This window comes from Neiella holothuriorum, from assembly GCF_019457915.1.
Taxonomy (GTDB): domain Bacteria; phylum Pseudomonadota; class Gammaproteobacteria; order Enterobacterales; family Neiellaceae; genus Neiella; species Neiella holothuriorum.
The window spans coordinates 85,359-108,833 of record NZ_JAHZSS010000001.1; the positions used below are offsets into that span (position 1 = coordinate 85,359).

At 48.7% G+C, this 23,475-nt stretch carries 28 protein-coding genes and 1 pseudogene; 17 read left to right on the forward strand and 12 right to left on the reverse strand.

Going from position 1 to position 23,475, the window contains the following annotated elements; genetic code table 11:
• Nucleotides 1-8: 8 nt before the first annotated feature.
• Genes lptB through K0504_RS00370 form a run of 6 tightly spaced genes read right to left on the reverse strand, consistent with a single transcriptional unit; the run spans nt 9 to nt 4,359 of the window.
• Nucleotides 9-734, reverse strand: a complete 726-nt coding sequence (gene lptB / locus K0504_RS00345) for an LPS export ABC transporter ATP-binding protein (protein WP_220102159.1) — start codon at nt 732-734, stop codon at nt 9-11.
• A gap of 3 nt (nt 735-737) precedes the next feature.
• Nucleotides 738-1,292: a lipopolysaccharide transport periplasmic protein LptA gene (lptA, locus tag K0504_RS00350; RefSeq protein ID WP_220102160.1), complete on the reverse strand. Its 555-nt coding sequence runs from the start codon at nt 1,290-1,292 to the stop codon at nt 738-740.
• The gene (gene lptC / locus K0504_RS00355) at nt 1,270-1,845 is read right to left on the reverse strand and encodes an LPS export ABC transporter periplasmic protein LptC (RefSeq protein ID WP_220102161.1); all 576 of its coding nucleotides are present in this window, start codon (nt 1,843-1,845) and stop codon (nt 1,270-1,272) included. The genes lptA and lptC overlap by 23 nt, the downstream gene beginning before the upstream one ends.
• The gene (kdsC, locus tag K0504_RS00360) at nt 1,842-2,408 is read right to left on the reverse strand and encodes a 3-deoxy-manno-octulosonate-8-phosphatase KdsC (RefSeq protein ID WP_225917882.1); all 567 of its coding nucleotides are present in this window, start codon (nt 2,406-2,408) and stop codon (nt 1,842-1,844) included. Before kdsC ends, lptC begins: the two co-directional genes overlap by 4 nt.
• Nucleotides 2,408-3,376: a KpsF/GutQ family sugar-phosphate isomerase gene (locus K0504_RS00365; RefSeq protein WP_220102162.1), complete on the reverse strand. Its 969-nt coding sequence runs from the start codon at nt 3,374-3,376 to the stop codon at nt 2,408-2,410. The genes kdsC and K0504_RS00365 overlap by 1 nt, the downstream gene beginning before the upstream one ends.
• Before the next feature lie 8 nt (nt 3,377-3,384).
• The gene (locus K0504_RS00370; RefSeq protein ID WP_220102163.1) at nt 3,385-4,359 is read right to left on the reverse strand and encodes a calcium/sodium antiporter; all 975 of its coding nucleotides are present in this window, start codon (nt 4,357-4,359) and stop codon (nt 3,385-3,387) included.
• A gap of 417 nt (nt 4,360-4,776) precedes the next feature.
• On the opposite strand from K0504_RS00370, the gene K0504_RS00375 reads away from it, so the two are divergent.
• The 10 genes from K0504_RS00375 (at nt 4,777) to K0504_RS00420 (ending at nt 10,478) form a co-directional block, all read left to right on the forward strand.
• Nucleotides 4,777-5,592, forward strand: a complete 816-nt coding sequence (locus tag K0504_RS00375; RefSeq protein WP_220102164.1) for an ATP-binding cassette domain-containing protein — start codon at nt 4,777-4,779, stop codon at nt 5,590-5,592.
• Nucleotides 5,592-6,371: a lipid asymmetry maintenance ABC transporter permease subunit MlaE gene (gene mlaE, locus K0504_RS00380; protein WP_220102165.1), complete on the forward strand. Its 780-nt coding sequence runs from the start codon at nt 5,592-5,594 to the stop codon at nt 6,369-6,371. The genes K0504_RS00375 and mlaE overlap by 1 nt, the downstream gene beginning before the upstream one ends.
• Before the next feature lie 26 nt (nt 6,372-6,397).
• Nucleotides 6,398-6,865: an outer membrane lipid asymmetry maintenance protein MlaD gene (gene mlaD / locus K0504_RS00385; RefSeq protein ID WP_220102426.1), complete on the forward strand. Its 468-nt coding sequence runs from the start codon at nt 6,398-6,400 to the stop codon at nt 6,863-6,865.
• Nucleotides 6,865-7,512 (forward strand): MlaC/ttg2D family ABC transporter substrate-binding protein, encoded by a 648-nt coding sequence (locus K0504_RS00390; RefSeq protein ID WP_220102166.1) that lies wholly within the window; start codon nt 6,865-6,867, stop codon nt 7,510-7,512. The genes mlaD and K0504_RS00390 overlap by 1 nt, the downstream gene beginning before the upstream one ends.
• On the forward strand, nt 7,505-7,825 hold the full coding sequence (locus tag K0504_RS00395; protein ID WP_220102167.1) for an STAS domain-containing protein: 321 nt from the start codon (nt 7,505-7,507) through the stop codon (nt 7,823-7,825). Before K0504_RS00390 ends, K0504_RS00395 begins: the two co-directional genes overlap by 8 nt.
• Nucleotides 7,825-8,079, forward strand: coding sequence for a BolA family protein (locus K0504_RS00400; RefSeq protein ID WP_220102168.1), 255 nt, complete (start codon nt 7,825-7,827; stop codon nt 8,077-8,079). Before K0504_RS00395 ends, K0504_RS00400 begins: the two co-directional genes overlap by 1 nt.
• A gap of 12 nt (nt 8,080-8,091) precedes the next feature.
• Nucleotides 8,092-9,357 (forward strand): UDP-N-acetylglucosamine 1-carboxyvinyltransferase, encoded by a 1,266-nt coding sequence (gene murA / locus K0504_RS00405; protein ID WP_220102169.1) that lies wholly within the window; start codon nt 8,092-8,094, stop codon nt 9,355-9,357.
• A 12-nt stretch (nt 9,358-9,369) separates the two neighbouring features.
• A complete protein-coding gene (locus tag K0504_RS00410; RefSeq protein WP_225917883.1) occupies nt 9,370-9,654 on the forward strand; it encodes a nitrogen fixation protein NifW in 285 nt (94 codons plus the stop codon).
• 229 nt (nt 9,655-9,883) lie between these two features.
• On the forward strand, nt 9,884-10,156 hold the full coding sequence (locus K0504_RS00415) for an RNA recognition motif domain-containing protein (protein WP_220102170.1): 273 nt from the start codon (nt 9,884-9,886) through the stop codon (nt 10,154-10,156).
• 1 nt (nt 10,157) lies between these two features.
• Nucleotides 10,158-10,478, forward strand: a complete 321-nt coding sequence (locus tag K0504_RS00420; protein WP_220102171.1) for a VF530 family protein — start codon at nt 10,158-10,160, stop codon at nt 10,476-10,478.
• Between the two features lie 72 nt (nt 10,479-10,550).
• Here the strand turns inward: K0504_RS00420 and K0504_RS00425 are convergent, their stop codons facing one another.
• Complete coding sequence (locus K0504_RS00425) at nt 10,551-11,699, reverse strand: alkene reductase (RefSeq protein ID WP_318837909.1); 1,149 nt, start codon at nt 11,697-11,699, stop codon at nt 10,551-10,553.
• Nucleotides 11,685-12,767: pseudogene (locus K0504_RS00430) on the reverse strand (alkene reductase); the annotation flags it as partial. The gene K0504_RS00425 and the pseudogene K0504_RS00430, both read right to left, overlap by 15 nt.
• Nucleotides 12,768-12,884: 117 nt before the next feature.
• Here K0504_RS00430 and K0504_RS00435 point away from each other — a divergent pair.
• Nucleotides 12,885-13,766 carry a LysR family transcriptional regulator gene (locus K0504_RS00435; protein ID WP_220102172.1) on the forward strand — a complete coding sequence of 294 codons (882 nt, stop codon included), beginning with the start codon at nt 12,885-12,887 and terminating at the stop codon, nt 13,764-13,766.
• 12 nt (nt 13,767-13,778) lie between these two features.
• Here the strand turns inward: K0504_RS00435 and K0504_RS00440 are convergent, their stop codons facing one another.
• The 4 genes from K0504_RS00440 to K0504_RS00455 form a co-directional block, all read right to left on the reverse strand.
• Nucleotides 13,779-15,173: a TonB family protein gene (locus tag K0504_RS00440; protein WP_220102173.1), complete on the reverse strand. Its 1,395-nt coding sequence runs from the start codon at nt 15,171-15,173 to the stop codon at nt 13,779-13,781.
• A gap of 56 nt (nt 15,174-15,229) precedes the next feature.
• Nucleotides 15,230-16,336 carry an outer membrane-stress sensor serine endopeptidase DegS gene (degS, locus tag K0504_RS00445; RefSeq protein ID WP_220102429.1) on the reverse strand — a complete coding sequence of 369 codons (1,107 nt, stop codon included), beginning with the start codon at nt 16,334-16,336 and terminating at the stop codon, nt 15,230-15,232.
• Nucleotides 16,337-16,435: 99 nt separating this feature from the next.
• The gene (locus tag K0504_RS00450) at nt 16,436-17,779 is read right to left on the reverse strand and encodes a DegQ family serine endoprotease (RefSeq protein WP_220102174.1); all 1,344 of its coding nucleotides are present in this window, start codon (nt 17,777-17,779) and stop codon (nt 16,436-16,438) included.
• An 80-nt stretch (nt 17,780-17,859) separates the two neighbouring features.
• Nucleotides 17,860-18,228 carry a YhcB family protein gene (locus K0504_RS00455; RefSeq protein WP_220102175.1) on the reverse strand — a complete coding sequence of 123 codons (369 nt, stop codon included), beginning with the start codon at nt 18,226-18,228 and terminating at the stop codon, nt 17,860-17,862.
• 177 nt (nt 18,229-18,405) lie between these two features.
• Here K0504_RS00455 and zapE point away from each other — a divergent pair, with 177 nt between their 5' ends.
• The 6 genes from zapE to K0504_RS00485 all read left to right on the forward strand — a co-directional run bounded on the left by zapE (nt 18,406) and on the right by K0504_RS00485 (nt 23,396).
• Nucleotides 18,406-19,497, forward strand: coding sequence for a cell division protein ZapE (zapE, locus tag K0504_RS00460; protein WP_318837903.1), 1,092 nt, complete (start codon nt 18,406-18,408; stop codon nt 19,495-19,497).
• Nucleotides 19,498-19,736: 239 nt separating this feature from the next.
• Entirely contained in the window at nt 19,737-20,165 is a 429-nt protein-coding gene (rplM, locus tag K0504_RS00465) for a 50S ribosomal protein L13 (protein WP_220102176.1), read from the forward strand.
• An 18-nt stretch (nt 20,166-20,183) separates the two neighbouring features.
• On the forward strand, nt 20,184-20,576 hold the full coding sequence (gene rpsI / locus K0504_RS00470; protein ID WP_220102177.1) for a 30S ribosomal protein S9: 393 nt from the start codon (nt 20,184-20,186) through the stop codon (nt 20,574-20,576).
• A 233-nt stretch (nt 20,577-20,809) separates the two neighbouring features.
• Nucleotides 20,810-21,400, forward strand: coding sequence for a ubiquinol-cytochrome c reductase iron-sulfur subunit (petA, locus tag K0504_RS00475; RefSeq protein ID WP_220102178.1), 591 nt, complete (start codon nt 20,810-20,812; stop codon nt 21,398-21,400).
• On the forward strand, nt 21,400-22,659 hold the full coding sequence (locus K0504_RS00480) for a cytochrome b (protein WP_220102179.1): 1,260 nt from the start codon (nt 21,400-21,402) through the stop codon (nt 22,657-22,659). The genes petA and K0504_RS00480 overlap by 1 nt, the downstream gene beginning before the upstream one ends.
• Entirely contained in the window at nt 22,656-23,396 is a 741-nt protein-coding gene (locus tag K0504_RS00485; protein WP_220102180.1) for a cytochrome c1, read from the forward strand. Before K0504_RS00480 ends, K0504_RS00485 begins: the two co-directional genes overlap by 4 nt.
• Nucleotides 23,397-23,475: the final 79 nt, after the last annotated feature.

Below are 23,475 nucleotides of genomic sequence, written 5' to 3' on the forward strand. Positions count from 1 at the left end.
TGGTTTTACTATAGCTGGAATTGCTCACCCAAGTACACATCTCGTACCTGCTGATTAGCAAGTACTTGATCTGGTGTGCCCGAAGCTATTAGTTCGCCATGGGAAACAATGTATGCGTGTTCGCACACGGATAACGTCTCTCGCACGTTGTGATCGGTAATTAAAATGCCGAGGCCACGTGCTTTGAGGTGCTCAATAATTTTTTTGATGTCGGATACCGAAATCGGATCAACACCGGCAAACGGCTCATCGAGCAAAATAAATTTAGGCTCGGCAGCGAGTGCTCGGGCAATTTCTACTCGACGTCGTTCTCCACCCGATAGCGCCATGCCTTTGCTTTTTGCAATATGACCGATATTGAACTCTTCTAGCAAGTCATCATGAATTTGGTCACGCTCGGCACTGGTTAATGATTTGCGTGTCTCCAAAATAGCCATGATGTTATCGCTGACTGACAACTTTCGGAAAATTGACGACTCTTGTGGCAAGTAACCAATGCCTTTGCGGGCGCGTTCATGCATGGGGGCATGGGAGACGTTTTCGCCATTTAATAAAATCTTTCCGCCTTCGGACTGCACTAAGCCAACCACCATGTAAAACGTGGTGGTTTTACCGGCACCATTGGGGCCAAGCAAGCCAACGATTTGGCCAGGCTCAACCCGCAACGAAACGTCTCTGACCACTTGGCGGCCTTTGTAAGATTTAGCGAGCTGGTGAGCTTCTAAAACATCCACAGATTAGTTGCCTTCGTTACTAGTTGGTGTGGCTTCCGAGCTGTCGTCTTCGTCGATCTGCTGCTTGACTTGCTCAGGAATGAAGATGGTCGTTACGCGGTTGCTGCCGTCTGCATTGCCATCGGCTTCAAGTAGTTGTTTGGCGAGGTTGTAGCGAATTCGCTCGCCTTTTACCAAGCTATCTTCTTGTGTTACCTGTGCGTCACCGGTTAACAATAAGATGCGTGAATTTAGCTCGTAACGCATATTGTTTGCTTGCGCGTCCATGACTTTGCCATTGTCTAAAATCTGGCTATAGCGTACCGGTGAGCCTTCGGCGACCAGCACTTGCTGACCTTCAACGTTGGCATTAAGTATGGTGAGTTTATCGGCAAAAATCTGCATGGTGCCTTGCGTAACTTTCACGTCGCCGATGTAGTTCAGTACATTTGCTTTGATATCAAAGGCGTTACGTTGTGCAGAAATTTCAACTTTCTCGTTAAAGTCTTCTTGTATGGCGATGCTGCTTTGGCACCATAGCGCTAGCGCAAGGGCGCTAATTCGCAGGCGTGTGTTCATAGGTGGTTTCCACTTGTTGCAGCACTTGGATTTGTTCTGAGTTCAGGTCGGCTTCAAGGCCTTGTCCCTTCATTTCCAAGTGGGGCCCAACGGCTGTGACGTATTCGTCAGTATGCATCTGATTGGACTCAATTTCGAGCACCAAAAATGGTGTGCTGATGGTTTGAATCTGGCTTGTTTGATCGTTTGCTTTAATGGTCACGTTGCCGCGCAATTGCAGCTGCTGCGTTTTCGGGTAGTGGCTACCTTCCGAGGCGGTGACATGCCAAGCGGGCTTTTTGGTCGTATTCGAGTCGTATAGGGTGACCTCTGGGCGGGCAAAAATGGTCATCGATAAGTCAGGGTATGATTCCATGGTCTCCGCGTAAACGGTGCTTTCTAGCTGGCCATTGGCATCATAATTTCGATTAAATAGGTTGTTGGCAACATAGTCGGGCTCGTAGCTGCCCCAAAGCTCAGTTTCTTGCGGCGTGTCATCGTCACTATCCATCAATGCATTGAAAAGCAATGCAGCGATCAGCAGCAAGACTGAAACTAAGGTGAGTCGACTCATATGCTGCGGCCCATAGTCGTATTAAAACTACCTTGCACTTGCATGATGGTGTCACACACTTCACGAACGGCACCGGCCCCACCGTGAGTTTGGGTTACCCAGTTGGCTTGTTGACGCAGCCACGGGTGACCATCGGCCACACAAACGCCAACGGCACACTGCTCCATAACCGGCCAGTCAATGAGGTCATCACCAACATAAGCACACTGATCGGCCGTCAAACCGCTTTTATTTAGAATATCTTGAAACGCTGTCAGCTTGTCGTCGCATCCTTGATACAGCCATTCGATCCCCAAAGCTGTCATGCGCTGCTCGACAATATTCGATTGTCTGCCGGTAATCACGGCTAAAGCGACACCGGTCGCCTGCAGTGCTTTGACGCCGTAGCCATCTCGCGTATGAAATGTTTTTAACTCTTCGCCAGCGTTGCCCATGTAGATACGACCATCGGAAAATACGCCATCAACGTCGCAAATCAGCAATCGAACTTGCTGGAGCTGATTGGCGAGTTGACTTGAAATGGCGCCGTATAAGGTCTCGAACATGGCTGTTTCTGCCGTCATTAAAGGACTCCTGCACGTAACAAATCTTGCATGTTAAGTGCGCCCAGTGGACGATTTTTACTGTCGACAACGAATAAGCCGTTAATGCGCTTGTCTTCCATTAATTTAAGCGCTTCGGCTGCCATCATGCCGGCCGATGCGGTGACGCCATCTTTGGTCATGAGCTCGGTAATCGGGGTATCGATTTGGACATTGCCCTTATTCAATACGCGTCGTAAGTCACCATCTGTAAACAAGCCAACCATGATGTTGTTGCCATCAACAATTGCCGTCATGCCGAGTTGTTTGCTCGACATCTCCGCTAGCGTATCGTTCAAGGTGGCGCTTTCATGGACCACAGGCAATGCATCGCCTGTATGGATGAGATCATCAAGCGTTAGTAACAAGCGCCGTCCTAAACTGCCGCCTGGGTGTGAGAATGCAAAATCTTCCGCGCTAAAGCCTTTGGCTTTTAACAAGGCGATAGCTAATGCGTCGCCAAGTACCAAGGTTGCTGTAGTGCTCGATGTCGGCGCCAAGTTGTGAGGGCAAGCCTCTCGCTCAACATGCACGCGCAAGTGACAATCAGAAAATTGCGCAAGGGTTGATTCTGACGACTTTGACATACCAATCATACGTGCGCCAATGCGCTTGATGAGGGGGAGCAAGTTGGTCAATTCATCGGTCTCGCCTGAATACGAAATGGCGATAATGACGTCGTTTGCGGTGATCATGCCCAGATCGCCGTGACTAGCTTCGCCTGGGTGAACAAAAAAAGCAGGGGTGCCTGTTGATGCTAAGGTCGCCGCAATTTTATGGCCGATGTGGCCCGATTTGCCCATGCCGGTAACAACCACTCTGCCTTTACATTGCAACAGGGTTTCACAGGCATTTTCAAATTGTTCGTCGAGGGTGTCGGCCAAACGGGCAACGGCCTCGGCTTCGATAGCAATGACTTGTTTGGCGGATTGGATGTAATGGTGACGCATGGAATCTCTTATTTGCTTATTTCGCTGAAATACAGCAGTAGTTCATAGCCGATAAAACACGCTAACAATAGCAAACCGAACCACCGCGGAAGTTGGCGATGACGTTTGGCAGCATAGCTCACAACGACTAACAAAAGGGTGATGGCGGCCATAGCATACAGATCACGACCGGCTGCAGCTTGATCCAGATCGGCAGGAGCAATTGAGCCCGCAATACCGAGCACCGCAAGAATATTAAACAGGTTGGAGCCAACGACGTTACCGATCACCATATCGTCTTCGCCTTTGCGTACCGCGGCGATGCTCGCCGCTAATTCAGGCAAGCTGGTACCAATGGCTAAAATCGTCAGGCCAATCACCAGATCTGATACGCCAAATTCGGTGGCGATATCGGTGGCGCCTGAAACCAACAAGTGAGCACTTAGCGGCAGTACCACAAGTCCGATGATGGTCCACATGACGGCTCTACCGGTTGTTACATTGTCAGGAACTTCGGAGGCTTGTTCTGCAACCAATGGATCTTCTTTATTTGCCCCTGACATGGCCATCCACAACAGCCCTCCGAGCAAGGCCGCAAAGGCTATAAGGAAGACAATACCTTCGGTCCGTGACAAATGACCGTCATGCAGAACCCAGCCTGCTGCGGCGGTAATCACGATTAGTAGCGGAATTTCACGCCGCAATACCACTGAGCTGACCGATAATGCGCGCAGCAGTAAAGTCGCGCCCAGCACTAAACCGATGTTGGTGATATTTGACCCCAGCACGTTGCCAACGGCTGTATCGGGGCGGTCCATCAGCGATGCGGTAGCCGACACCATCATTTCTGGAGCCGATGATCCCATGGCAATAATGGTCATGCCGATAATCAATGGGGCTATCCCCATATTTCGAGCGAGTGCGGCGGAGCCAAACACAAGGCGGTCGGCAGACCAACCGAGCAGTATTAGCCCGAAAATCACCATAGCAGACGCAATGAGCATAAAAAATTACCTGAGTATTTGAGTGGCGTAGATTTTGCGTGATCTCAACAGGAATTGAAAGTAGCAACTGTGTCCCCATTTAGTGTTGCTGATCATCCAGTTTAGTGCAGTGCTGGCGCTAAAGGTAACTCGCCAAAACCCTTACTTTATGTGATGATTTTGCACGGGCCATGGTTTTTTCTATGGCAGCCCAATTGCCAACACCAGCCAGCCAGAAATGCAGTGGCATTAATGGTCGGTTATTAGGGTTGAATTGAAAACGCCAATTAGTTACCGCAAACACCGTTGGTAGCGCTCAATTTTGCAATGTTCTAATCAACAGTTTGTAACGTTTTTAACTGAAATAGAACGATGAGAGACGGTTCAGGTTCTGGTATAGTCTGCACCTTCCTGCCGCAACAGCCGTAGAGAGATGGAATGATCGATAAGGACACAGACAATCTGGTCGTCATTGATAGCCTGACATTTAGTCATGGCGAGCGACTGATCTATGACAACATCAGTTTGTCGATTCCGCGAGGCAAGATCACCGCTATTTTGGGTCCGAGTGGCATCGGCAAAACAACGTTATTGCGATTGATTGGTGGTCAGCTCGAGCCTGACGCCGGTCATATCTGGTTTGACGGTCAAGATGTACCGAATTTAGGACGTCGGCAGTTGTACCAACTTCGTACACGGATGAGTTTATTGTTCCAAAGTGGCGCACTGTTTACCGAGCTCGATGTATTCGACAATGTGGCATTCCCCGTGCGTGAACATACCCGCTTGCCGGAATCCGTCATTAATACCTTGGTTATGATGAAGTTGGAGCAGGTTGGTTTGCGCGGTGCATCCAAACTAATGCCATCAGAGTTATCGGGTGGTATGGCTCGACGAGTCGCATTAGCTCGCGCTACGGTGCTTGATCCGGAACTGATCATGTATGACGAACCGTTTACCGGCCAAGACCCAATTTCCATGGGCGTCTTGGTGAGCCTAATTCAAGATGTGAATCAGAACTTAGGTTCGACTTCGGTCATTGTGACCCATGATGTCCATGAAGTTCTCAGTATTGCTGACTATGTTTATGTGATGGCGGACAAAACAGTGATCGCCCAAGGAACACCTGAGCAACTGCAGCAGGACAATTCTGAGCAAATACAACAGTTTTTACAGGGTAAGCCCGATGGACCGGTACCTTTCCACTATCCGGCGAACGCACTGCATGACCAATTAAGGGAGTTGGCTGGTTAATGATTGCCAATTATTTACAACGGGTTGGCCTTCGTACTTTTAATGTATTGGCCACGATGGGCCATGCCGTCCTCATTTACTTGAAAGTTGTTTTCGGGTTTTCGCGTCTATCTATCTTTATTCCGTTGTTAGTGCGCCAAATGTATGTGGTCGGCGTTCAGTCATTGCTGATCATCCTAGTGTCAGGCCTGTTCATTGGTATGGTCATCGCGCTACAAGGTTACCAAGTCCTGGTGAGTTATGGTGCCGAGGGCAGTCTCGGTCCAATGGTGGCGCTAAGTTTATTACGAGAGCTCGGACCCGTGGTTACGGCATTATTGTTCGCCGGGCGAGCGGGCTCGGCGTTAACGGCCGAAATTGGCTTGATGAAAGCAACTGAACAAATTGCCAGCTTAGAAATGATGGCAATTGATCCGCTGCGCCGAGTCATTGCGCCACGCTTCTGGGCGGGTTTAATTTGTATGCCGATGCTGGCGACTGTGTTTACCTTAGTCGCCATTTACGGCGGTAAATTTGTTGGGGTTGACTGGTTAGGCTTGGATAAAGGTACATACTGGTCTTTGATGCAAGCTTCTGTTGAATGGCAACAAGATATTGGCAGCATGCTAATTAAGAGCGTTGTATTTGCCAATGTAGTGACCTGGGTGGCGGTGTTTCGGGGCTATCACTGTCAACCAACCTCGGCAGGCATTAGTAAAGCCACCACAGATACCGTCGTTCAAGCATCACTCATAGTGCTTGGGCTTGATTTTGTATTGACCGCTCTTATGTTTGGGTAGAGTTTTGTATGGATAGAAAAAAACAATTGCAACAGCGTCGCATCGAAATTGCCGTCGGGTTATTCGTTGTTTTGGCCGTTGCGTCGCTGGCAATTTTGTCAATCAAGGTTGCTACGTGGGGTATGACGGGCGGGCAGGATACCTACACCGTTTATGCTCGATTTGACAATATTGGTGGTCTCAAAGAGCGTGCGCCGATTAAAATTGGTGGCGTGGTTATTGGCCGAGTGACGGGAATTACGCTCGAATCAGAGTACTACACGCCGGTGGTTGAATTGCGAATCAATAGCCGATACAGCGAATTGGCCGAAACGTCGTCGGCATCGATTTTGACCAGTGGATTGCTCGGCGAGCAGTATGTTGGTATTACGCCCGGCTTTGTTATTGATGACATTGCTATGCTTACAGACGGTGATTACATTACTGACACCAAGCCAGCGTTAGTGCTGGAAGATATGATTGGTCAATTTTTATATAGCCAGAGTGACGATTAATGACTGCTTTGATTCGAATTTTTTTGCTGAGTGTTTGCTTGTTAGCGAGTCCTTCGTGGGCACAAGAATCGATAAATACGTCTGATCCGGCGGCAATGCTGACGCAAATTGCAGCTAATACATCGCGTAAACTGACAGAGAAATCACCGGAAGATCAGTCCACTGACTTTCTTAAGCAGATTGTTGAAAATGATTTGTTACCCCATGTCGACTACCGATATGCCACCTTAAAGGTGCTGGGTGTTGAGGTGCGTAACACGACGAAAGAGCAACGCGCTGATTTTGCTGAAGCATTTAAAGGCTATATGGTTGGCACGTTCACGCTGCTGTTTAAACGCTACGACCCAAGCCGCCATGTCATTAAAGTTGATCCGATTCGCATTCCAGGGCAAGTACCAGCTCGGTTTGTCGAAGAGGGAAAACCTGATATCAAAGTGATTTTCTATGTGCGCCAAAACTCAAAAACTGGCGAGTGGAAAGTTTATGATTTGGCGGCCGAAGGGATCAGCCAAGTGAAAACCAAGCATAACGAATTTAAGCCACTGTTGCGCCAGCATGGCATTGAGTTTGTCACCCAACAACTGCGAGTCAAAGTAGACGGTGGCTTGGATGATGACGAGTTGTCGGGGTTTGATACTGGTGACTAAACTGACAAAACAAGGCGAACGCTGGCAACTCTCTGGTGCTGTTGATCGCTTTACCCTGACCAACATTTGGTCTCAGCTAACGGCATTACCAGCCAACGCTAATATTACTCTGGATTTAACACAGCTAGGACGCGTGGATAGCGCAGGACTTGCGGGCTTAGTGCAATTGTACGTACAAGCCGAACAACAGCAAGTGGCGTTAAATTTTGAGAATGTGCCTCGGCAATTATGTCGGCTGGCGCAATTGTTTAATGTAGATGTGTTGCTATCGCTGCCCAAGCAGCCAACACACGAAAAGATTGAGAACGATTAATGGACGCTGCTGACGTTAAAAAAATACTAGAGCAAGCTCTCACATTAGATGAGTGTGTAGTTGAAGCGGAAGGAACACATTTTAAAGTCATTGCAGTTGGTGAGCAGTTCGATGGCATGTCGCGTGTCAAAGCTCAACAAACGATTTATCAGCCGTTATCTGACGTGATTGCTGATGGCTCTGTCCATGCAGTAACCATCAAGACCTACACACCCGAGAAATGGCAGCGCGAGCGCAAGCTCATGATGCTGTAACGGGGAGTCGTCATGCAAAAATTAGAAGTCTTAAGTTCGGGGCCTCTTGCTGGCAACGTCAGAATTTCTGGTGCCAAAAACGCCGCCTTACCTATCTTGTTTGCCAGCTTACTGTGTCCTGAGCCAGTCATCATTCGCAACGTTCCTCGATTGCAAGATATTGCAACGACCATCAAGCTATTGACCGGCTTTGGTGCCAATGTCAGCCATCAAGATGATGTGGTCTCCGTTGATTTACCGGTGATCACCAGCCATGTCGCATCGTATGAGTTGGTTCGCACGATGCGCGCCAGTATCTTGGCCTTAGGGCCGATGCTGGCTCGACAAGGCGAAGCGAAAGTGTCATTGCCCGGTGGGTGTGCGATTGGTGCTCGGCCGGTCAACCTACACCTTCACGGCCTAGAATTGATGGGCGCGCAAATTGATGTTGTCGAAGGTTACATTCATGCCAAAGTTGATGGTCGCCTAAAAGGCACCACCATCATCATGGACTTGATTAGCGTAACAGGTACCGAAAACTTAATGGCTGCAGCGGTGTTGGCTGAAGGGACCACCATTATTGAAAATGCAGCGCGCGAGCCAGAAGTGGTCGACTTGGCCATGTTCTTAAATGCATTAGGAGCAAAAATTTCCGGTGCCGGTACCGATCGTATTGTGATTGAAGGCGTTGAAGCCTTGCACGGCGGTGAATACCGAGTGCAACCCGATCGCATTGAAACAGGTACTTTCCTAGTCGCAGCTGCGGTCACTGGTGGTTGTATTCGTTGTACTCATACTGATCCGCGGATCCTTGAATCGGTGCTAGGTAAGCTGAAAGAAGCAGGCGCAGCGATTGATTTTGGCGACGACTGGATTGAAATTGATCAGCGGAATCGCCCTCTTAAGTCCGTTGATATTACCACCGCGCCTTATCCGGCATTTCCAACGGATATGCAGGCTCAATTCACTGTGTTGAATGCGGTGGCTGAAGGTACTGCAACCATCACGGAAAATATTTTTGAAAACCGCTTCATGCATGTACCTGAATTACAGCGTATGGGAGCGTCCATTGAACTCAAAGGCAATACCGCGTTTTGTAAAGGTAACGCCGAGCTGTCAGGTGCCACAGTAATGGCAACTGATTTGCGAGCCTCTGCTTGTTTGGTGATTGCTGGTTTAATTGCCAGTGGCAAAACCAAAGTGGATCGGATTTATCACCTTGATCGTGGTTACGAACATATCGAAGACAAGCTGCAAGGTCTGGGCGCTACGGTGACTCGGATTAACGAATCCATGTAATTGAGGTAAGCCTTGAACGAATCGGACCCTATCATCAGCAAAATTAAGCAGATGGAAAGTTTGTCTGAGTTGATGGCTTACTTTGAAATTGGCTGTGATAGTAGCTTTTTGGCTGATTATGGCGAAGGGCTTAAGAAGCGCTTCTGGGGGAATGTGTTGATTGCTAAACCGACCGATTGGTTTGGTTATCGTAAAGCGCTGAAGTCTGCCTATTGCTTGATTCAACGTAATCGCCAAAAAAGCCGGGATAGCTCCCGGCGAGCCTGTACAGGATGCACCAGTTGCGAGCGGCGTTAACGGTTCATTATTGACGGTTAAATAATAAAAAATTGCGCAATGGAAGCCGACACCGAAAGTGCCGGCTTTTTTGTAGCAGCATGGCCGTGAATAAATCGATTTGAGTACAACAATGACTCATAAGTTGGACGCGACACACTTTAACGCGGCAATAGGATGTATCCTTATAACGGAAGCTGTATAGTGCCGGCCTTCTTCGCCGTATCCATCCTCAACTAAGAGTCACGCCATGAAATTGCTGATCCGTAATCTATCTCGCGCCACCACTGAAGCTGAGCTTCAAGCCATGTTTGAATCCTTCGGCGCTGTACAGTCGTGCAACTTAGTGAAGGACAAAACCACCAACAAATCAAAAGGGTTTGGTTTTGTTCAGATGGTCAAAAACGGCGAAGCCAAAGCCGCTATGAAAACACTCAATGGCAAAGATGTTGATGGCTTTAAGATTCGAGTGAAACGTGCCGAAGATAAGCCTACCGAACAACCACTGCAAGACGCTGAATAACATGACGAGCCAGGCTGGTAGTCACGATCCGCTGCATGGCGTGACACTGAAAAAAATCGTCACGCAATTGGTGGAGCATTATGGTTGGCAAGAATTGGGCGAGCGTATTCGCATCAACTGCTTTACCAAGGATCCCAGCATTAATTCCAGTCTGAAATTTCTGCGTAAAACACCGTGGGCGAGAGAAAAAGTTGAAGCGCTATTCCTAAGAACCAATTGGAATAAGTCTGCAGCAAAAGCTGGGGCTGCCAAATCTAAGGCGAAGTCCAAGACCCGCAGCATTTGGCCTGATCCTAACAACTACCCATTCAACAAGAACTAAGCATTCAACAAATACTAACCATCGACTGAGCGCTATCGGGCTAAGTCGATGGTTTGTCGTCGTTTCTTTGATTTAATCCGCAGTTGCCGTTGGATAGTCGGTGTAGCCCTCTGCACCGCCGCCATAAAATGTAGCGTGGGCGTCATAATCTACCGGCGTCAGGCTAAAGCCATGATGGATCCGCTCAACCAAATCTGGGTTGGTAATAAACGGCTGGCCGAAGGCTACTAAATCGGCATAGCCTTGCTCGATGATTTTGCTGGCAGACGCTTGGGTATATTTACCCGCCACCATGATTGGATTTGGATAAATATCGCGGACCTGCTGACGGTAGCTATCTGGCATCTCAGTGTAATTGGAGATGTTTTCGGAAAAGTGTAAATAGGCCAAATTCATCGGCGCTAACTTGGCAATTAGCTGCAGGGTCAAATCAGTGATGTGTGGATCAACATCGGCTTGCCCTTCAGTGACGAAAGGTGATAGACGAATAGCCACCTTATCGCCGCCAATTGCATCGACCACGGCTTGGGTTACTGCGAGGGGAAAACGCAGCCGGTTTTCATTGCTACCGCCGTATTGATCGGTGCGGTGATTGCTGGTGGTGCGTAAGAATTGATCCAGCAAATAACCATGGGCTCCATGCAGCTCTACACCATCAAAACCAGCTACAACTGCGTTTTTCGCTGCTTGGGCAAAGTCAGCAATGGTGGCAACGATATCATCTTGGGTCATGGCCCGAGGCATGTCAGTTTCAATCATACCAAAGCCTCCTTCAGGCAAAGGGCCATAAACTTGGTCTGGGTTTTTCACTGCGGATGGCGCAACCGGTGTTTCACCAGCAATGCTGCTGTGCGAACGGCGACCCACATGCCACAACTGAATAAAGATCTTACCGCCTTGCTGGTGAACAGCATCGGTTACTTTTTTCCAACCATCGATATGTGCTTGGGTGTAAATGCCCGGTGTTAGTGAATAGCCGCGAGCAACGGCAGAAATTGGCGCGCCTTCAGATATGATGAGCGCTGCACTGGCGCGCTGACGATAGTATTCCGCCATTAAAGCGTTCGGCACATCGCCAGGCTGTTCGGTGCGCGAGCGAGTCATTGGCGCCATGGCTATACGGTTTGCCAAGGTGAGAGAGCCGGTGTTGAATTCCTCTAACAAGTTCTCGGCGGATCTTTGTTGAGCACTCTGCTCTGTGACTATTGGGTAATCTATCAACCCTTTCGCACCGCCACCAAATAGAGTTTCTGGATCGTGCGCGGCCAATGGTAGCTGGTTCTGCAAACGATAAGGCAAGTCAGGGTTAGCAACAAAGGGGCGACCAAAGCCTATCATGTCGGCCCAGCCCGCATTGAGCGCATCTTCTGCTCGTTCTGCGGTGTATTTACCTGCATAAATAAGTACGCCAGAAAACGCTTCACGCAGCTCTTTTTTGAATTGCGCAGACATTTCCGGAGCGTCATCCCAATCGGCTTCAGCAATATGTAAATAGGCAATTTTGTGCTGGTTGAGCAACGCCGCTGCTGCGGTATAGGTTTGCTGTGGCTTGGCATCAACAGTGCCATTTAAGGTCGTTAGTGGTGCCAGACGAACACCAACGCGCTCGGCGCCAATGGCTGCGGTCATAGCGGCAACCACTTCATCAAGAAAACGCAGGCGGTTTTCCAAATTGCCACCATATTGGTCGGTGCGGGCATTAGATTCGGAGTCAATAAACTGATTGACCAAGTAACCGTTTGCTCCATGCAACTCAATACCATCAAATCCAGCAGCGATGGCATTGCGGGCCGCTTGCGCGTATTCCTCAATAATGCCGCTAATTTCATTGATGCTTAGCGCTCGTGGCTCAACAACATCGACGAACCCAGGAGCATCGGTACCGTTGTCGATAAAGACTTTTACACCCTCAGCCTTGATTGACGAGGCCGAAACAGGCTGAGCTCCGCCGATGTTAACTGGATGAGTAATCCGGCCGACGTGCCAAAGTTGCGCAAAAATAGTTCCACCTTTGGCATGAACTGCATCGGTCACCAGCTTCCAGCCTGCAATTTGCTCTTCGGAATAAATCCCTGGGGTCCAGGCATAGCCTTGTCCCAATGGTGAAATTTGGGTGCCTTCGGCAACAATCAAACCGGCAGAAGCTCGTTGTGCGTAATATTCGGCCATCAAAGCATTGGCGCTGTTGCCCGTCTGGCTCGCGCGGGAGCGAGTCATTGGCGGCATGACGATACGGTTATTGAGTTGATATTGGCCTAACTTAATTGAACTAAACAGAGATGCAGTCACGGTAATGGCCTCGTTGAACTGGATGACAATGAAATCTGGTAAGCAAGTATAGGTGCCATGTTCTTTGTGATTAACTATAGTTATCGGAAAATATTATTGTTGAATTTGCAAAAATAAATGAAGACACGTTCAGATGATTTATCCTTGCTGCTTAGCGTGATCGATTGCGGCGGATTTAGTGCCGCCGCCGAGCAACTTGGGCTGCAAGTTGCCCGGGTATCACGGGCCGTTAGCCGCATCGAACGGCAGCTACAAATGACTTTACTGAATCGCACTACGCGTCGTATTGAATTGACAGAAGAGGGGGCCACGTTTGTTGATACTGTGAGGCAGGGGCTATCTACCCTCGCGTTAGCTGAAGAGCAACTGCATTCTTATGATGAGCAGCCTTCTGGCCGTGTTCGCCTTGATGCGGCTAGCCCGTTTGCGTTGCACCAGTTAGTGCCGCTAATGAGGCCATTTCATCAACTTTATCCCCACGTTCAAGTGGAGTTGACGGCCAACGAAGGAAATATCGATCTACTCAAAAACCAAGTTGATGTGGCGATCCGCATTGGCCGCTTGGAAGACTCGAATTTGCATGCTCGCTTATTGGGGAGGAGCCCGCTAATGCTGGTCGCTTCGCCAGATTACCTTGAGCAACAAGGCGCTCCGTTAGAAGTGACAGAATTGCAGCAACATCAGTTACTCGGTTTTGTGAACAACCGGCTTCTTAATCGCTGGCCCGTCGAACCGCAGCTAGTTATCAACCCCCATTTATCGGCATCGAGTGGTGAAGTGGTGCGGCAATTAGCGTTAGCGGACAATGGCATTGCATGCTTGTCACGCTTTATGGTGGCAGATGATGTGGCTAGTGGTCGGCTGAAGGTTGTATTGGCTGACGCTGTCGTTGCGGGGAACGACCGCGAGATGGTTCATGCGGTGTATTATCGGAGTAGTCAGCTAGCACCAAGAGTGCAGGTGCTGCTGGACTTCATGCAACAGCACCTAACACTTTAGCGCGTTCACTTTTTATTGATAATATTCGCCGGACCAGATTTGTTTGGCGCGATAACTAGCAAGCCGTTGCTGCATGATGGGTATTTCCCAATCGTAATCGTCGGCTTGATCAATTGCGTCTTCTTGATAATCAATGGCTTCATCAAAGTCGTTGATTGCTGCATAAGCGGCGGCCTTGGTTTCAAGTATTCGAACGTCATCAAAATAGTTGTTGGTGGCTCGGTCTAGTTCGTGCAAAGCCCGTTCGCCATCACGCAGTTTTGGATCATCACTGGTTGCCAGTAACCACGCTAAGTTCATGCTCGAAAGGTAGTGGCCGCCTTGAGATGCCTCGCTCAGTAATTGGATGGCTTCGGCTTTGTTCGCATTGGGCTTATTGAGCAGCTGTTTGCCAAGTTCACCTTTTGCTGGCGCGTAACCCGCTATTGCCGATGCCCGAATCCAAGCTAGGCCCGCCTCGATATTTACTTCGCAGCCTTTGCCGTGAATCATGCTTTTACCGAGTTCATAACGCGCTAACGGGTGACCGCCTTCTGCTGCTTTGTGATTCCATTTATTGGCGTCTTTAAAATTTGATAGCTCAAGCCCCATGCCTTTTAGCTGTGTACGCCAAAAGCTGATGGTTTTTGCTAACTCGTATTGCGCAACGATATCGCCGGATTCTGCTTTCTGTACCGCTTGATCAATGACTTTCTTAACTCTATCTTCGTCGGCCTCAGTACCACCAATTCGATAATCCAGCTTGGTTTGTACATCTTCTAGCTTTAACCCAGGCGCTGCGCTTGGTTCTTGTTGCCAACGGGTAAGTACTTTGACGGTTGGCTTTATAAACGCATCGTGCGTTGTGCCCAGCACTTGAATGTCACGAGCATAGCCTTCGGATGAGATGTTGTATTGAAGACGAACTGAGCCGCTCCGACCTTGTCTGATAGCTGATTTTGGATACTTGGGGGAGGCCCGTTTAACCCATTCCGATGGTTGGTATTCGCAGTTCGTATCAGCCAAGAAGACCGGCGAGAACTTGTCCGTTACGGCACGCTGACCATATTGGCTCAGTAAACTTTGAGTCACACTGTCAACATCGTCGAGTACGACGCCCTGCTGTTGTAACTGCGCAGTAACGTTTTCTATTTGCTGACCAATGCCAAGCTCAGGCGCGTTGTGGTGGGCAAGCTGCATCCAAGCAATAGCTTGGACATAGTCGGTTGAGACGCTTTCGCCGTGAAGGTGCATGACGCCGATTTGATACTGACTATAGGCATCACCGATAGTTGCTAGGTTTCGATAAGCGACCAACGCCTCGTCAAATCGTTGCTCTTCGTAGAGTTGATCGGCGGTTTTAAAGTCGTTTGCAACTGCAGATAGGCAACATAGGCCCAATAAGCAGGCGACTAGTTTTGATGTCATAACTGTCCTTGTTACTTCTGTTGGTTCTATTGTTGTTGGCGATAACGCTTCCGGCGTTAGCGCTGTAACTGCGGTGGTATCGGTGGTTCAGATACAACCACTGGCACCGTGATGAGTTGGCCTTGACGTAAAATGGTTAAATGTACGGTGAAGCCTGGCTCGGTTTCGGCAATGGAATCCATCGCCATGTTGACCTCACTAATATCTCGGCCGTCAATCTTAAGAATAATATCATTCATCATCAACCCAGCGCTTTGAGCGGGGCCGCTTGGCTCCATCGCCGTCACGCGCACACCACTGCGATCGCCCAAACGAAGCTGACGGGCCGTAGTTGAACTGATTGATTCGCCGGTAATTCCCAAATAACCACGGATCACTCGGCCATGCTTGATGATGCTTTCCATCACTTTACGCGCTAGTGCATATGGCACGGCAAAACTAATACCGTAAATATCTATTTCTTGGCCGGCTTGAAACGCTGCCGTATTAATTCCCAGCAGAACGCCTTCGCTATTAACCAATGCTCCACCAGAATTACCTCGATTAATGGCGGCATCCGTTTGCAAAAAGTGCTGATAGTTGGTTGAGGCCATGCCACTGCGGCCGGCAGCACTGATAATCCCTTGGGTGATGGTTTGACCAAGGTTGTAGGGGTTCCCAATAGCTAACACCAACTCACCTACGTCAGGCGTGTAATTGGCAATTTGTGGGATCACCGGCAGATTGTCATCTTCAATATGCAGCACCGCTAAGTCGGTAAAAATATCTTGGCCGATTAGTTTGGCGCTGTAGATGCGGCCATCTTGCAGGGCAACTAGTATTTGGTCTGCGTTTTGGACAACGTGAGAGTTAGTGAGGATGTGGCCTTTTTCGGTCATCAGTACACCAGAGCCCAACCCTTTGGTGCGTAATTCTGCTTTATTACTCCATAAGCTGCCCGAGCGTTCTAAGTTGCGCGAATAGACATTCACAACCGCCGGAGATGCTTTTCGTACGGCAGTGGCAAGCGAGTAGGGAGTTTGACTACCGTTGGTTGTTGGTAACCAGGCATCAACTAGGGTATTGGCGCCACGTAAGCCGGGAAACAAAACCAGCAATAAGGCTGCTAACAGCAGACCGCCAAGGGAAGCTTTCAACAAATATTGTAGGGCGCGCACAGTAATCCAAACAGTTCCTTAACATCCGTGATGGCAGGATAACAGCTTCAAAAAAAATGGGCGAGTTTACCCCGCCCATTCGCTAACTGTGTTGGATTGTTGAGTTTATCTCATGAAGAGATAAATCTGAGCGCCGTCTCGCATTAAGTGCAGTGCTACAGTTCCACTCGAATCTTCTAATAAATCTTGAAGTTCCGACAGCGAGTTCAAACGCTGTTTGTTGACGCCGATGATCACATCATCCTTTTTTAAGCCCAGACGCGCAGCTGGCGAGCCTTGCTCTAATTCGGTGATGCGAATACCGCCGTTGTATTCCTCAGTGGTTTCAAGTGCCGCTCCGAGTAGTCGCTTATCGATATCTTGCGCACTCGCGGTCTGTTGCTCGGCGCTACCTAAGGTGACGGTGACAACCTTTTTCTTCCCATCGCGCAACAAGCCTAGCTTCACTTCAGAGCCTGCGCCCATGGTGCCAATTTGCGCACGCAGTTGACCGAACGAGGCCACTTTGTTGCCGTTGATTTCTACAATCACATCGCCGGCTTCAATACCTGCGTCGGCTGCTGCCGTGTCAGGAAATACCTGATTCACAAAGGCGCCTTTTTGCAGATCAATATCGAGCGCTTTTGCCACGTCTGAATTGAGGTCGCGGCCAGTAATGCCGAGGACGCCGCGATGAACTTCACCGTGCTCGAGTAATTGGCCGATAATGTTGTTGGCCATATTCACTGGAATGGCAAAGCCAATACCAACGTTGCCACCATTTGGGCCATAAATTGCGGTGTTGATACCAATCAATTGGCCATTTAAGTTGACCAAAGCACCACCCGAGTTACCGCTATTAATTGCAGCATCGGTTTGAATGAAGTTTTCGTAGTTTTCTATATTCAGGCTGGAGCGAGCTAGTGCGCCAATAATGCCCGAGGTAACGGTTTGGCCCAGGCCAAATGGGTTGCCGATGGCAACTGCAAAATCACCCACACGGAGTTGATCGGAATTGCCTAGTTGAATGGCCACCAAATCTTCAGCTTCAATTTTTAGTAATGCGACGTCAGTGCCTTCATCTGAGCCAATTTTTTCGGCATCAAAGCTGCGGCCATCGGTCAGTGTGACAGTAATTTCATCGGCGTTATTGATCACGTGATGATTGGTGATCACGTAACCTTTTTCGGCATCAATAATGACGCCTGAGCCGAGACCTTTGAACGGGCGCTCGCGCACTGATTCGCGCGGCGCACCAAAGTGACGAAATATTTCAGGTATACGTTGACGTTGGGTTTGGGTGCCTGCGACTGAAATGTTAACCACCGCTGGGGTCACTTTTTCCAACATCGGTGCTAGAGATGGCAGCGGTTTACCCTCGACACTAGAGGGCAGTGCTGCCGTTGCTGATATGGGAAGGGCTAGCGTTACGCCAACAACTAATACATTGAAAAAATGGCGAATTTTCATATCCAGAGAAATCCTCTACTTCTGTTTTGTTCCGTTAATTCAATAGACGGTTACATTCTGGTTAAGTTCAGCAAAAATTCTTATTCAGATGTTTCTTTTTGTTTCAATAGACCATGACTGGTGTTGGCGTAATCGCGCGGAGGCAGTTCACCAACAGGTACTTTGAGCGGCATTTCTGCCTCTTCAACGGGTTCGCCAACCACTAATTGTTTCGTCTTAAGTAGTTGTGCAGTGAGCTGCTCGTAGTTTTCTTGTGCTGCGTGCATAAGCTCAGATGTTGACTGTAAATGTTCAGATACTTCTATCTTATAGCGTTCGAATTCTGCTTTGGTGTTGTGTAATTCAACATCAAGCGTTGATGCTTGCGCGGCTTTAGAGGCCCAAAAGCGACCAATAAAGAAACCTGCAAACAATCCACCAAATACACATACAAATGGGACCCAACTCATTCCACTCTCCTTCAAAAAACAACAACTCAATTAATGGGTACGACAGATCAGCAAATCAAGCTCATTCACGATAAAGCTGGAGGTGTATCGCGAAAATCACAACTAATGTCGAGTATACCAACCACACACGGTCTTGATATAAGATGCGGTTGATTGTACCAACGAGGATGTTTAACAGTGGCCCGCTCACCTTTGCAGCAGTATCAATATGATCTAACTCATCGAGATTTCAGCGAAGATACGGCGCAGGCCAATGCCGTGAATGAACTTGAATCCTTGTTTCAGCAGCTTACCAAGCCTAGTCCGAAGCCGGGCTTCTGGCAGCGCTTGCAAGGAAAAAAAGTTGGTCCTACGAGTTCCGGCCTTTATTTTTGGGGCGGAGTTGGGCGCGGCAAGACCTACCTCGTCGATACTTTTTTTGAAGCGCTACCCTTTGAAAATAAATTAAGACTGCATTTTCACCGCCTCATGCAGCAGGTACACAGCGCATTGCGCGATGCCACCGGCCATGCTAATCCGATGGAATTGGTTGCTGCCAACTTCGCCGATCGTGCTCGCGTCATTTGTGTAGATGAGTTTTTTGTGTCGGACATTACCGATGCCATGCTCATGGCGGAGCTGTTAAAAGGCTTGTTTGACCGCAATGTTGTGCTGGTGGCGACATCCAATATTGTGCCCAATGAGCTGTACCGCAACGGCCTGCAGCGAAGCCGGTTCTTGCCGGCTATCGCCTTGTTAGAGCAGCACTGTAAGGTGGTAAATGTTGATGCTGGCATTGATTACCGACTGCGGCTTTTAACCGCTGCGCCATGTAGCTATATCCCCAATGATCAAGCTGCTGATGATGCTTTAACGGCACGATTTCATCAGTTGGCGCCAGAGCCAGGCCAAGAAGGCGGTGTTATCGAGATCCTAAATCGGCCAGTGACGGTTCGTTGGCATGCCGATGATGTGTTGATGGTTGATTTCTCTTCGTTATGCCAAACGGCGCGTAGCCAGCTCGATTACATTGAAGTTGCCACCTATTACCACACCGTTTTGTTGACCAATATTATCGCCATGGATGACAGCCACAATGATGCGGCTCGTCGCTTTATTTCTCTGATCGATGAATTGTATGACCGTCGGGTAAAATTATTGCTGTCTGCAGAAGCCGCGTTAGAGTCGCTGTACCAAGGGCGGCAATTAGAATTTGAATACAAACGTTGTTTATCACGCCTGCAAGAAATGCAAAGTGAAGAATATTTGGCGCTACCGCACCGACCGTAACCCAGTGATGCAGGTAAAACTGTTAGCAAAATGGCCGCGTTGGCGAACGATTCAGCTGAATAAAAAATAATCGTAATTAGCGCGTGATCTCTGAAATTGCTTTCTGTATAATCCGCCAGCCCTTATTTGCATGCTCCCACTTTTACCATCTTGCGGACAATGCGCTCGAAGGGGCGAAAAACCGCATCGGGGCTTCTTTGGAAGCTAGGTATGTAACTGATTTTATTGGGTTAAGATAAATGACAACTTTTACTGCTAAGCCAGAATCTGTCAAACGCGACTGGTACGTCGTGGATGCAGAAGGCAAAACTCTGGGTCGTTTGGCCACTGAGATTGCTTCGCGTCTGCGCGGCAAGCACAAGCCTGAATACACGCCACACGTTGATACCGGCGATTATATCGTTGTAATTAACTGTGAAAAAGTAGCCGTTACCGGCCGTAAAGCCGAGAACAAGATGTACTACAAACACACTGGTTTCCCTGGTGGTATTCGTGAAATCAACTTTGAAAAGCTGATTGCACGTAAACCAGAAATGGTAATCGAGAAAGCTGTTAAAGGTATGTTGCCTAAAGGTCCTTTGGGCCGTGCAATGTTCCGCAAGCTGAAAGTGTACGCTGGTTCTGAGCATCAACATGCTGCTCAACAACCACAAGTGCTGGACATCTAAGGTTAGAGGAACAGGCAAATGGCAGATAATCAATATTATGGTACTGGTCGTCGTAAGAGCTCTACAGCTCGTGTTTTCGTCAAACCAGGTACTGGCAACATCAAAGTAAATAAGCGTACTTTGGAAGAATACTTTGGTCGTGAAACGGCTCGCATGGTTGTTCGTCAACCTCTTGAGCTGACTGAACTGACTGAAAAATTAGACTTACACATCACCGTTGCTGGTGGTGGTATCAGCGGTCAAGCTGGTGCAATTCGTCACGGTATCACTCGCGCTCTGATGGAGTACGATGAGACTTTGCGTCCTGCACTGCGTGCTGCTGGTTACGTTACTCGTGACGCACGTCGCGTTGAACGTAAGAAAGTGGGTCTGCACAAAGCTCGTAAAAAGCCACAATTCTCAAAACGTTAAGTTTTGTTGCAATTGGCTCGAAAAAACCCGGCATTTGCTGGGTTTTTTTTTGCTCAAAACGCGATTTTGCGCCGTTCTGTGGCAAGACCAGTTTGTGTTTCGCGCGCCGATTTTTTATCATTGGCGCGGTTTTATACATTAGTGTTGATCTAGGTCTAGTCTTTTCCAGACAAGCTCTGATTCAACATCCATAACAATAATTCAATTGCGGAGTCCTGACGGGAGATCCTTGCATGAGCAATGCACCTGTTGATTCTGGCCGCCGTCGATTTTTGACAGCGACCACGGCTGTGGTTGGAGGTGCTGGTTGTGTTTTCGCTGCCGTGCCTTTCATCCAGTCCTGGAACCCGAGTGCCAAAGCCAAAGCGGCTGGTGCACCGGTGGAAGTGGACATTAGTAAGATCGAACCTGGCCAGTTAATTCGTGTCGAATGGCGCGGTAAGCCTGTGTGGGTGGTAAACCGTAGTCAAGCGGCCTTGGATGAACTAAGTACCTTCGAACAACAATTAAAAGATCCAGCTTCTGACGAACCTCAACAACCAGAATTTGCAAAGAATCAGTATCGTTCACTGAAACCAGAGCTTCTTGTTGCGGTCGGTTTGTGTACTCACTTAGGTTGTTCACCAACTTATTTACCAGACACCTTTAGCGAGCAAGTTGCCGGCGTTCAATCCGGTTTCTTCTGTCCGTGCCACGGCTCTAAGTTTGATATGGCTGGTCGCGTTTTCCAAAACGTACCTGCTGGTCTGAACCTAGTGATCCCGCCGTATACCTTTGTTGATGACAACACCATTATCATTGGCGTTGAAGAAGGAGCTGCGTGATGAAAGGTTTAATGGACTGGATTGAAGCTCGCCTGCCATTTATGGAGGCGATGAACAAGCACGTTATCCAATACCCAGCGCCGAAGAACTTTAACTTTTGGTACTTCTTTGGCTCGCTTGCGATGCTGGTGCTAGTGAACCAGCTGGTCACCGGTATTTGGCTAACCATGAATTATGTGCCTTCAGGTGAAGGTGCGTTTGCCTCTATCGAATACATCATGCGTGATGTCGATTACGGCTGGCTATTGCGTTATATGCACTCCACAGGCGCGTCGGCGTTCTTTGTGGTGGTATATCTCCACATGTTCCGCGGCATGATGTACGGCTCTTACCAGAAACCACGCGAATTGCTGTGGCTATTCGGTATGCTGATTTTCGTAGTATTGATGGCTGAAGCCTTCATGGGCTACCTATTGCCCTGGGGTCAAATGTCGTTCTGGGGTGCACAGGTGATTATCTCGCTGTTTGGTGCGATTCCTTGGATTGGCGATGATCTGACGCTCTGGATCCGCGGCGACTACGTAATCTCAGGTGCGACCCTGAACCGCTTCTTTGCGCTTCACGTAATTGCTTTGCCGTTGGTATTAGTTGTGCTGGTATTCCTGCACATCTTGGCACTGCATGAAGTGGGTTCAAATAACCCAGAAGGCATTGATATTAAGAAGCCCAAAGGTTCAGTACCAGAAGGCGAGAAAAGCCCGTTTAAGTACCATGCTCGTTACGACAAGTATGACATTGTTGATGCTGTTCCTTTCCACCCGTATTACACGGTGAAAGACATCATGGGCGTGGCCGGGTTCTTAATTTTGTTCTGCTATGTGATTTTCTTTGCGCCAGAGATGGGCGGTTACTTCCTTGAGAAGCCTAACTTTGAAGCAGCGAACCCACTGAAAACGCCAGAGCACATTGCGCCGGTATGGTATTTCACCTCGTTCTACGCCATTTTGCGGGCGATTCCCCATAAGCTAATGGGCGTGGTCGGCATGGGCGCAGCCATTGTGGTGTTGTTCCTGTTGCCATGGCTCGACCGCTGTAAAGTGAAGTCAGTGAAGTACCGTAGTATCTGGCACAAGCTGAACTTGACTCAATTCGTCATTTGCTTCGTCATTTTGGGTATTCTGGGTGCGATTCCAGCAACTCCAGGACGCACAATTCTGGCTCAGATCACCACCTTTGGTTATTTCGCATTTTTTGCCCTGCTGTGGTTTTACAGCAAAAACGAGAAGTGTAAGCCGGTACCAGAGAGGATCAGCAAATGAAATTAGGACTATTAATTTTGTCACTGCTGTTACCTTCTGCCGCATTAGCTGCCGGTGGTAGCGCAGTGCCGTTAGATGCAGCCAATATTGACCTGACTGATAAGGCCTCACTACAACGTGGTGCCAAGTTATTCATGAACTATTGCTTTGGTTGTCACAGCACGCAATACCAGCGTTATGAGCGAGTCGCGACTGATATTGGCATTCCTGTCGATTTAATGCAGGAAAACCTGATCTTCACCGGTGCGAAAGTTGGTGAATTGATGGAGAATTCAGTTGACGATGAGCAAGCTGCCAAATGGTTCGGTGCTGCACCGCCGGATTTAACCTTAGTTGCTCGAGTTCGTGGTGTGGATTGGATCTACACCTACCTACGCAGCTTCTATGTTGATGACACTCGTCCATTCGGTGTGAACAATGTGGTCTTCCCGAGCGTTGGGATGCCGCATGTGCTGGAAGAGTTGCAAGGCGTACCAACCAAGCAAATGGAAGATCGCTTGGTTGATGGCGAGATGCACTCAGTGTTCACCGGTGAGATTGTTGTTGATGGTTCAGGTGAAATGAGTACCGACGAATATGATCAAGCGGTGCGCGACCTGACTAACTTCCTGGCCTATTCGGCCGAACCTATTGCGCTGGAACGTCAGCGTTTAGGTTATTGGGTACTTGGTTTCTTGTTCGTATTGCTAATCCTTTCTTACTTCTTGAAGAAAGAATTCTGGCGGGACGTACATTAATTCATTGCACAATTTATTGCTAGCAAGGGGCCAGCGGCCCCTTTGCTGTTTTCGGTTTTCGTTAAATTTGATTGGAGGA

Excerpts from the sequence above, each read along its gene's own strand:
- lptA (WP_220102160.1), bottom strand. The coding sequence starts at position 1,292 with ATGAACACACGCCTGCGAATTAGCGCCCTTGCGCTAGCGCTATGGTGC.
- lptC (WP_220102161.1), bottom strand. The coding sequence starts at position 1,845 with ATGAGTCGACTCACCTTAGTTTCAGTCTTGCTGCTGATCGCTGCATTG.
- kdsC (WP_225917882.1), bottom strand. The coding sequence starts at position 2,408 with ATGACGGCAGAAACAGCCATGTTCGAGACCTTATACGGCGCCATTTCA.
- K0504_RS00365 (WP_220102162.1), bottom strand. The coding sequence starts at position 3,376 with ATGCGTCACCATTACATCCAATCCGCCAAACAAGTCATTGCTATCGAA.
- K0504_RS00370 (WP_220102163.1), bottom strand. The coding sequence starts at position 4,359 with ATGCTCATTGCGTCTGCTATGGTGATTTTCGGGCTAATACTGCTCGGT.
- K0504_RS00375 (WP_220102164.1), top strand. The coding sequence starts at position 4,777 with ATGATCGATAAGGACACAGACAATCTGGTCGTCATTGATAGCCTGACA.
- mlaE (WP_220102165.1), top strand. The coding sequence starts at position 5,592 with ATGATTGCCAATTATTTACAACGGGTTGGCCTTCGTACTTTTAATGTA.
- K0504_RS00390 (WP_220102166.1), top strand. The coding sequence starts at position 6,865 with ATGACTGCTTTGATTCGAATTTTTTTGCTGAGTGTTTGCTTGTTAGCG.
- K0504_RS00400 (WP_220102168.1), top strand. The coding sequence starts at position 7,825 with ATGGACGCTGCTGACGTTAAAAAAATACTAGAGCAAGCTCTCACATTA.
- murA (WP_220102169.1), top strand. The coding sequence starts at position 8,092 with ATGCAAAAATTAGAAGTCTTAAGTTCGGGGCCTCTTGCTGGCAACGTC.
- K0504_RS00415 (WP_220102170.1), top strand. The coding sequence starts at position 9,884 with ATGAAATTGCTGATCCGTAATCTATCTCGCGCCACCACTGAAGCTGAG.
- K0504_RS00420 (WP_220102171.1), top strand. The coding sequence starts at position 10,158 with ATGACGAGCCAGGCTGGTAGTCACGATCCGCTGCATGGCGTGACACTG.
- K0504_RS00435 (WP_220102172.1), top strand. The coding sequence starts at position 12,885 with ATGAAGACACGTTCAGATGATTTATCCTTGCTGCTTAGCGTGATCGAT.
- K0504_RS00440 (WP_220102173.1), bottom strand. The coding sequence starts at position 15,173 with ATGACATCAAAACTAGTCGCCTGCTTATTGGGCCTATGTTGCCTATCT.
- K0504_RS00450 (WP_220102174.1), bottom strand. The coding sequence starts at position 17,779 with ATGAAAATTCGCCATTTTTTCAATGTATTAGTTGTTGGCGTAACGCTA.
- K0504_RS00455 (WP_220102175.1), bottom strand. The coding sequence starts at position 18,228 with ATGAGTTGGGTCCCATTTGTATGTGTATTTGGTGGATTGTTTGCAGGT.
- rplM (WP_220102176.1), top strand. The coding sequence starts at position 19,737 with ATGACAACTTTTACTGCTAAGCCAGAATCTGTCAAACGCGACTGGTAC.
- rpsI (WP_220102177.1), top strand. The coding sequence starts at position 20,184 with ATGGCAGATAATCAATATTATGGTACTGGTCGTCGTAAGAGCTCTACA.
- petA (WP_220102178.1), top strand. The coding sequence starts at position 20,810 with ATGAGCAATGCACCTGTTGATTCTGGCCGCCGTCGATTTTTGACAGCG.
- K0504_RS00480 (WP_220102179.1), top strand. The coding sequence starts at position 21,400 with ATGAAAGGTTTAATGGACTGGATTGAAGCTCGCCTGCCATTTATGGAG.
- K0504_RS00485 (WP_220102180.1), top strand. The coding sequence starts at position 22,656 with ATGAAATTAGGACTATTAATTTTGTCACTGCTGTTACCTTCTGCCGCA.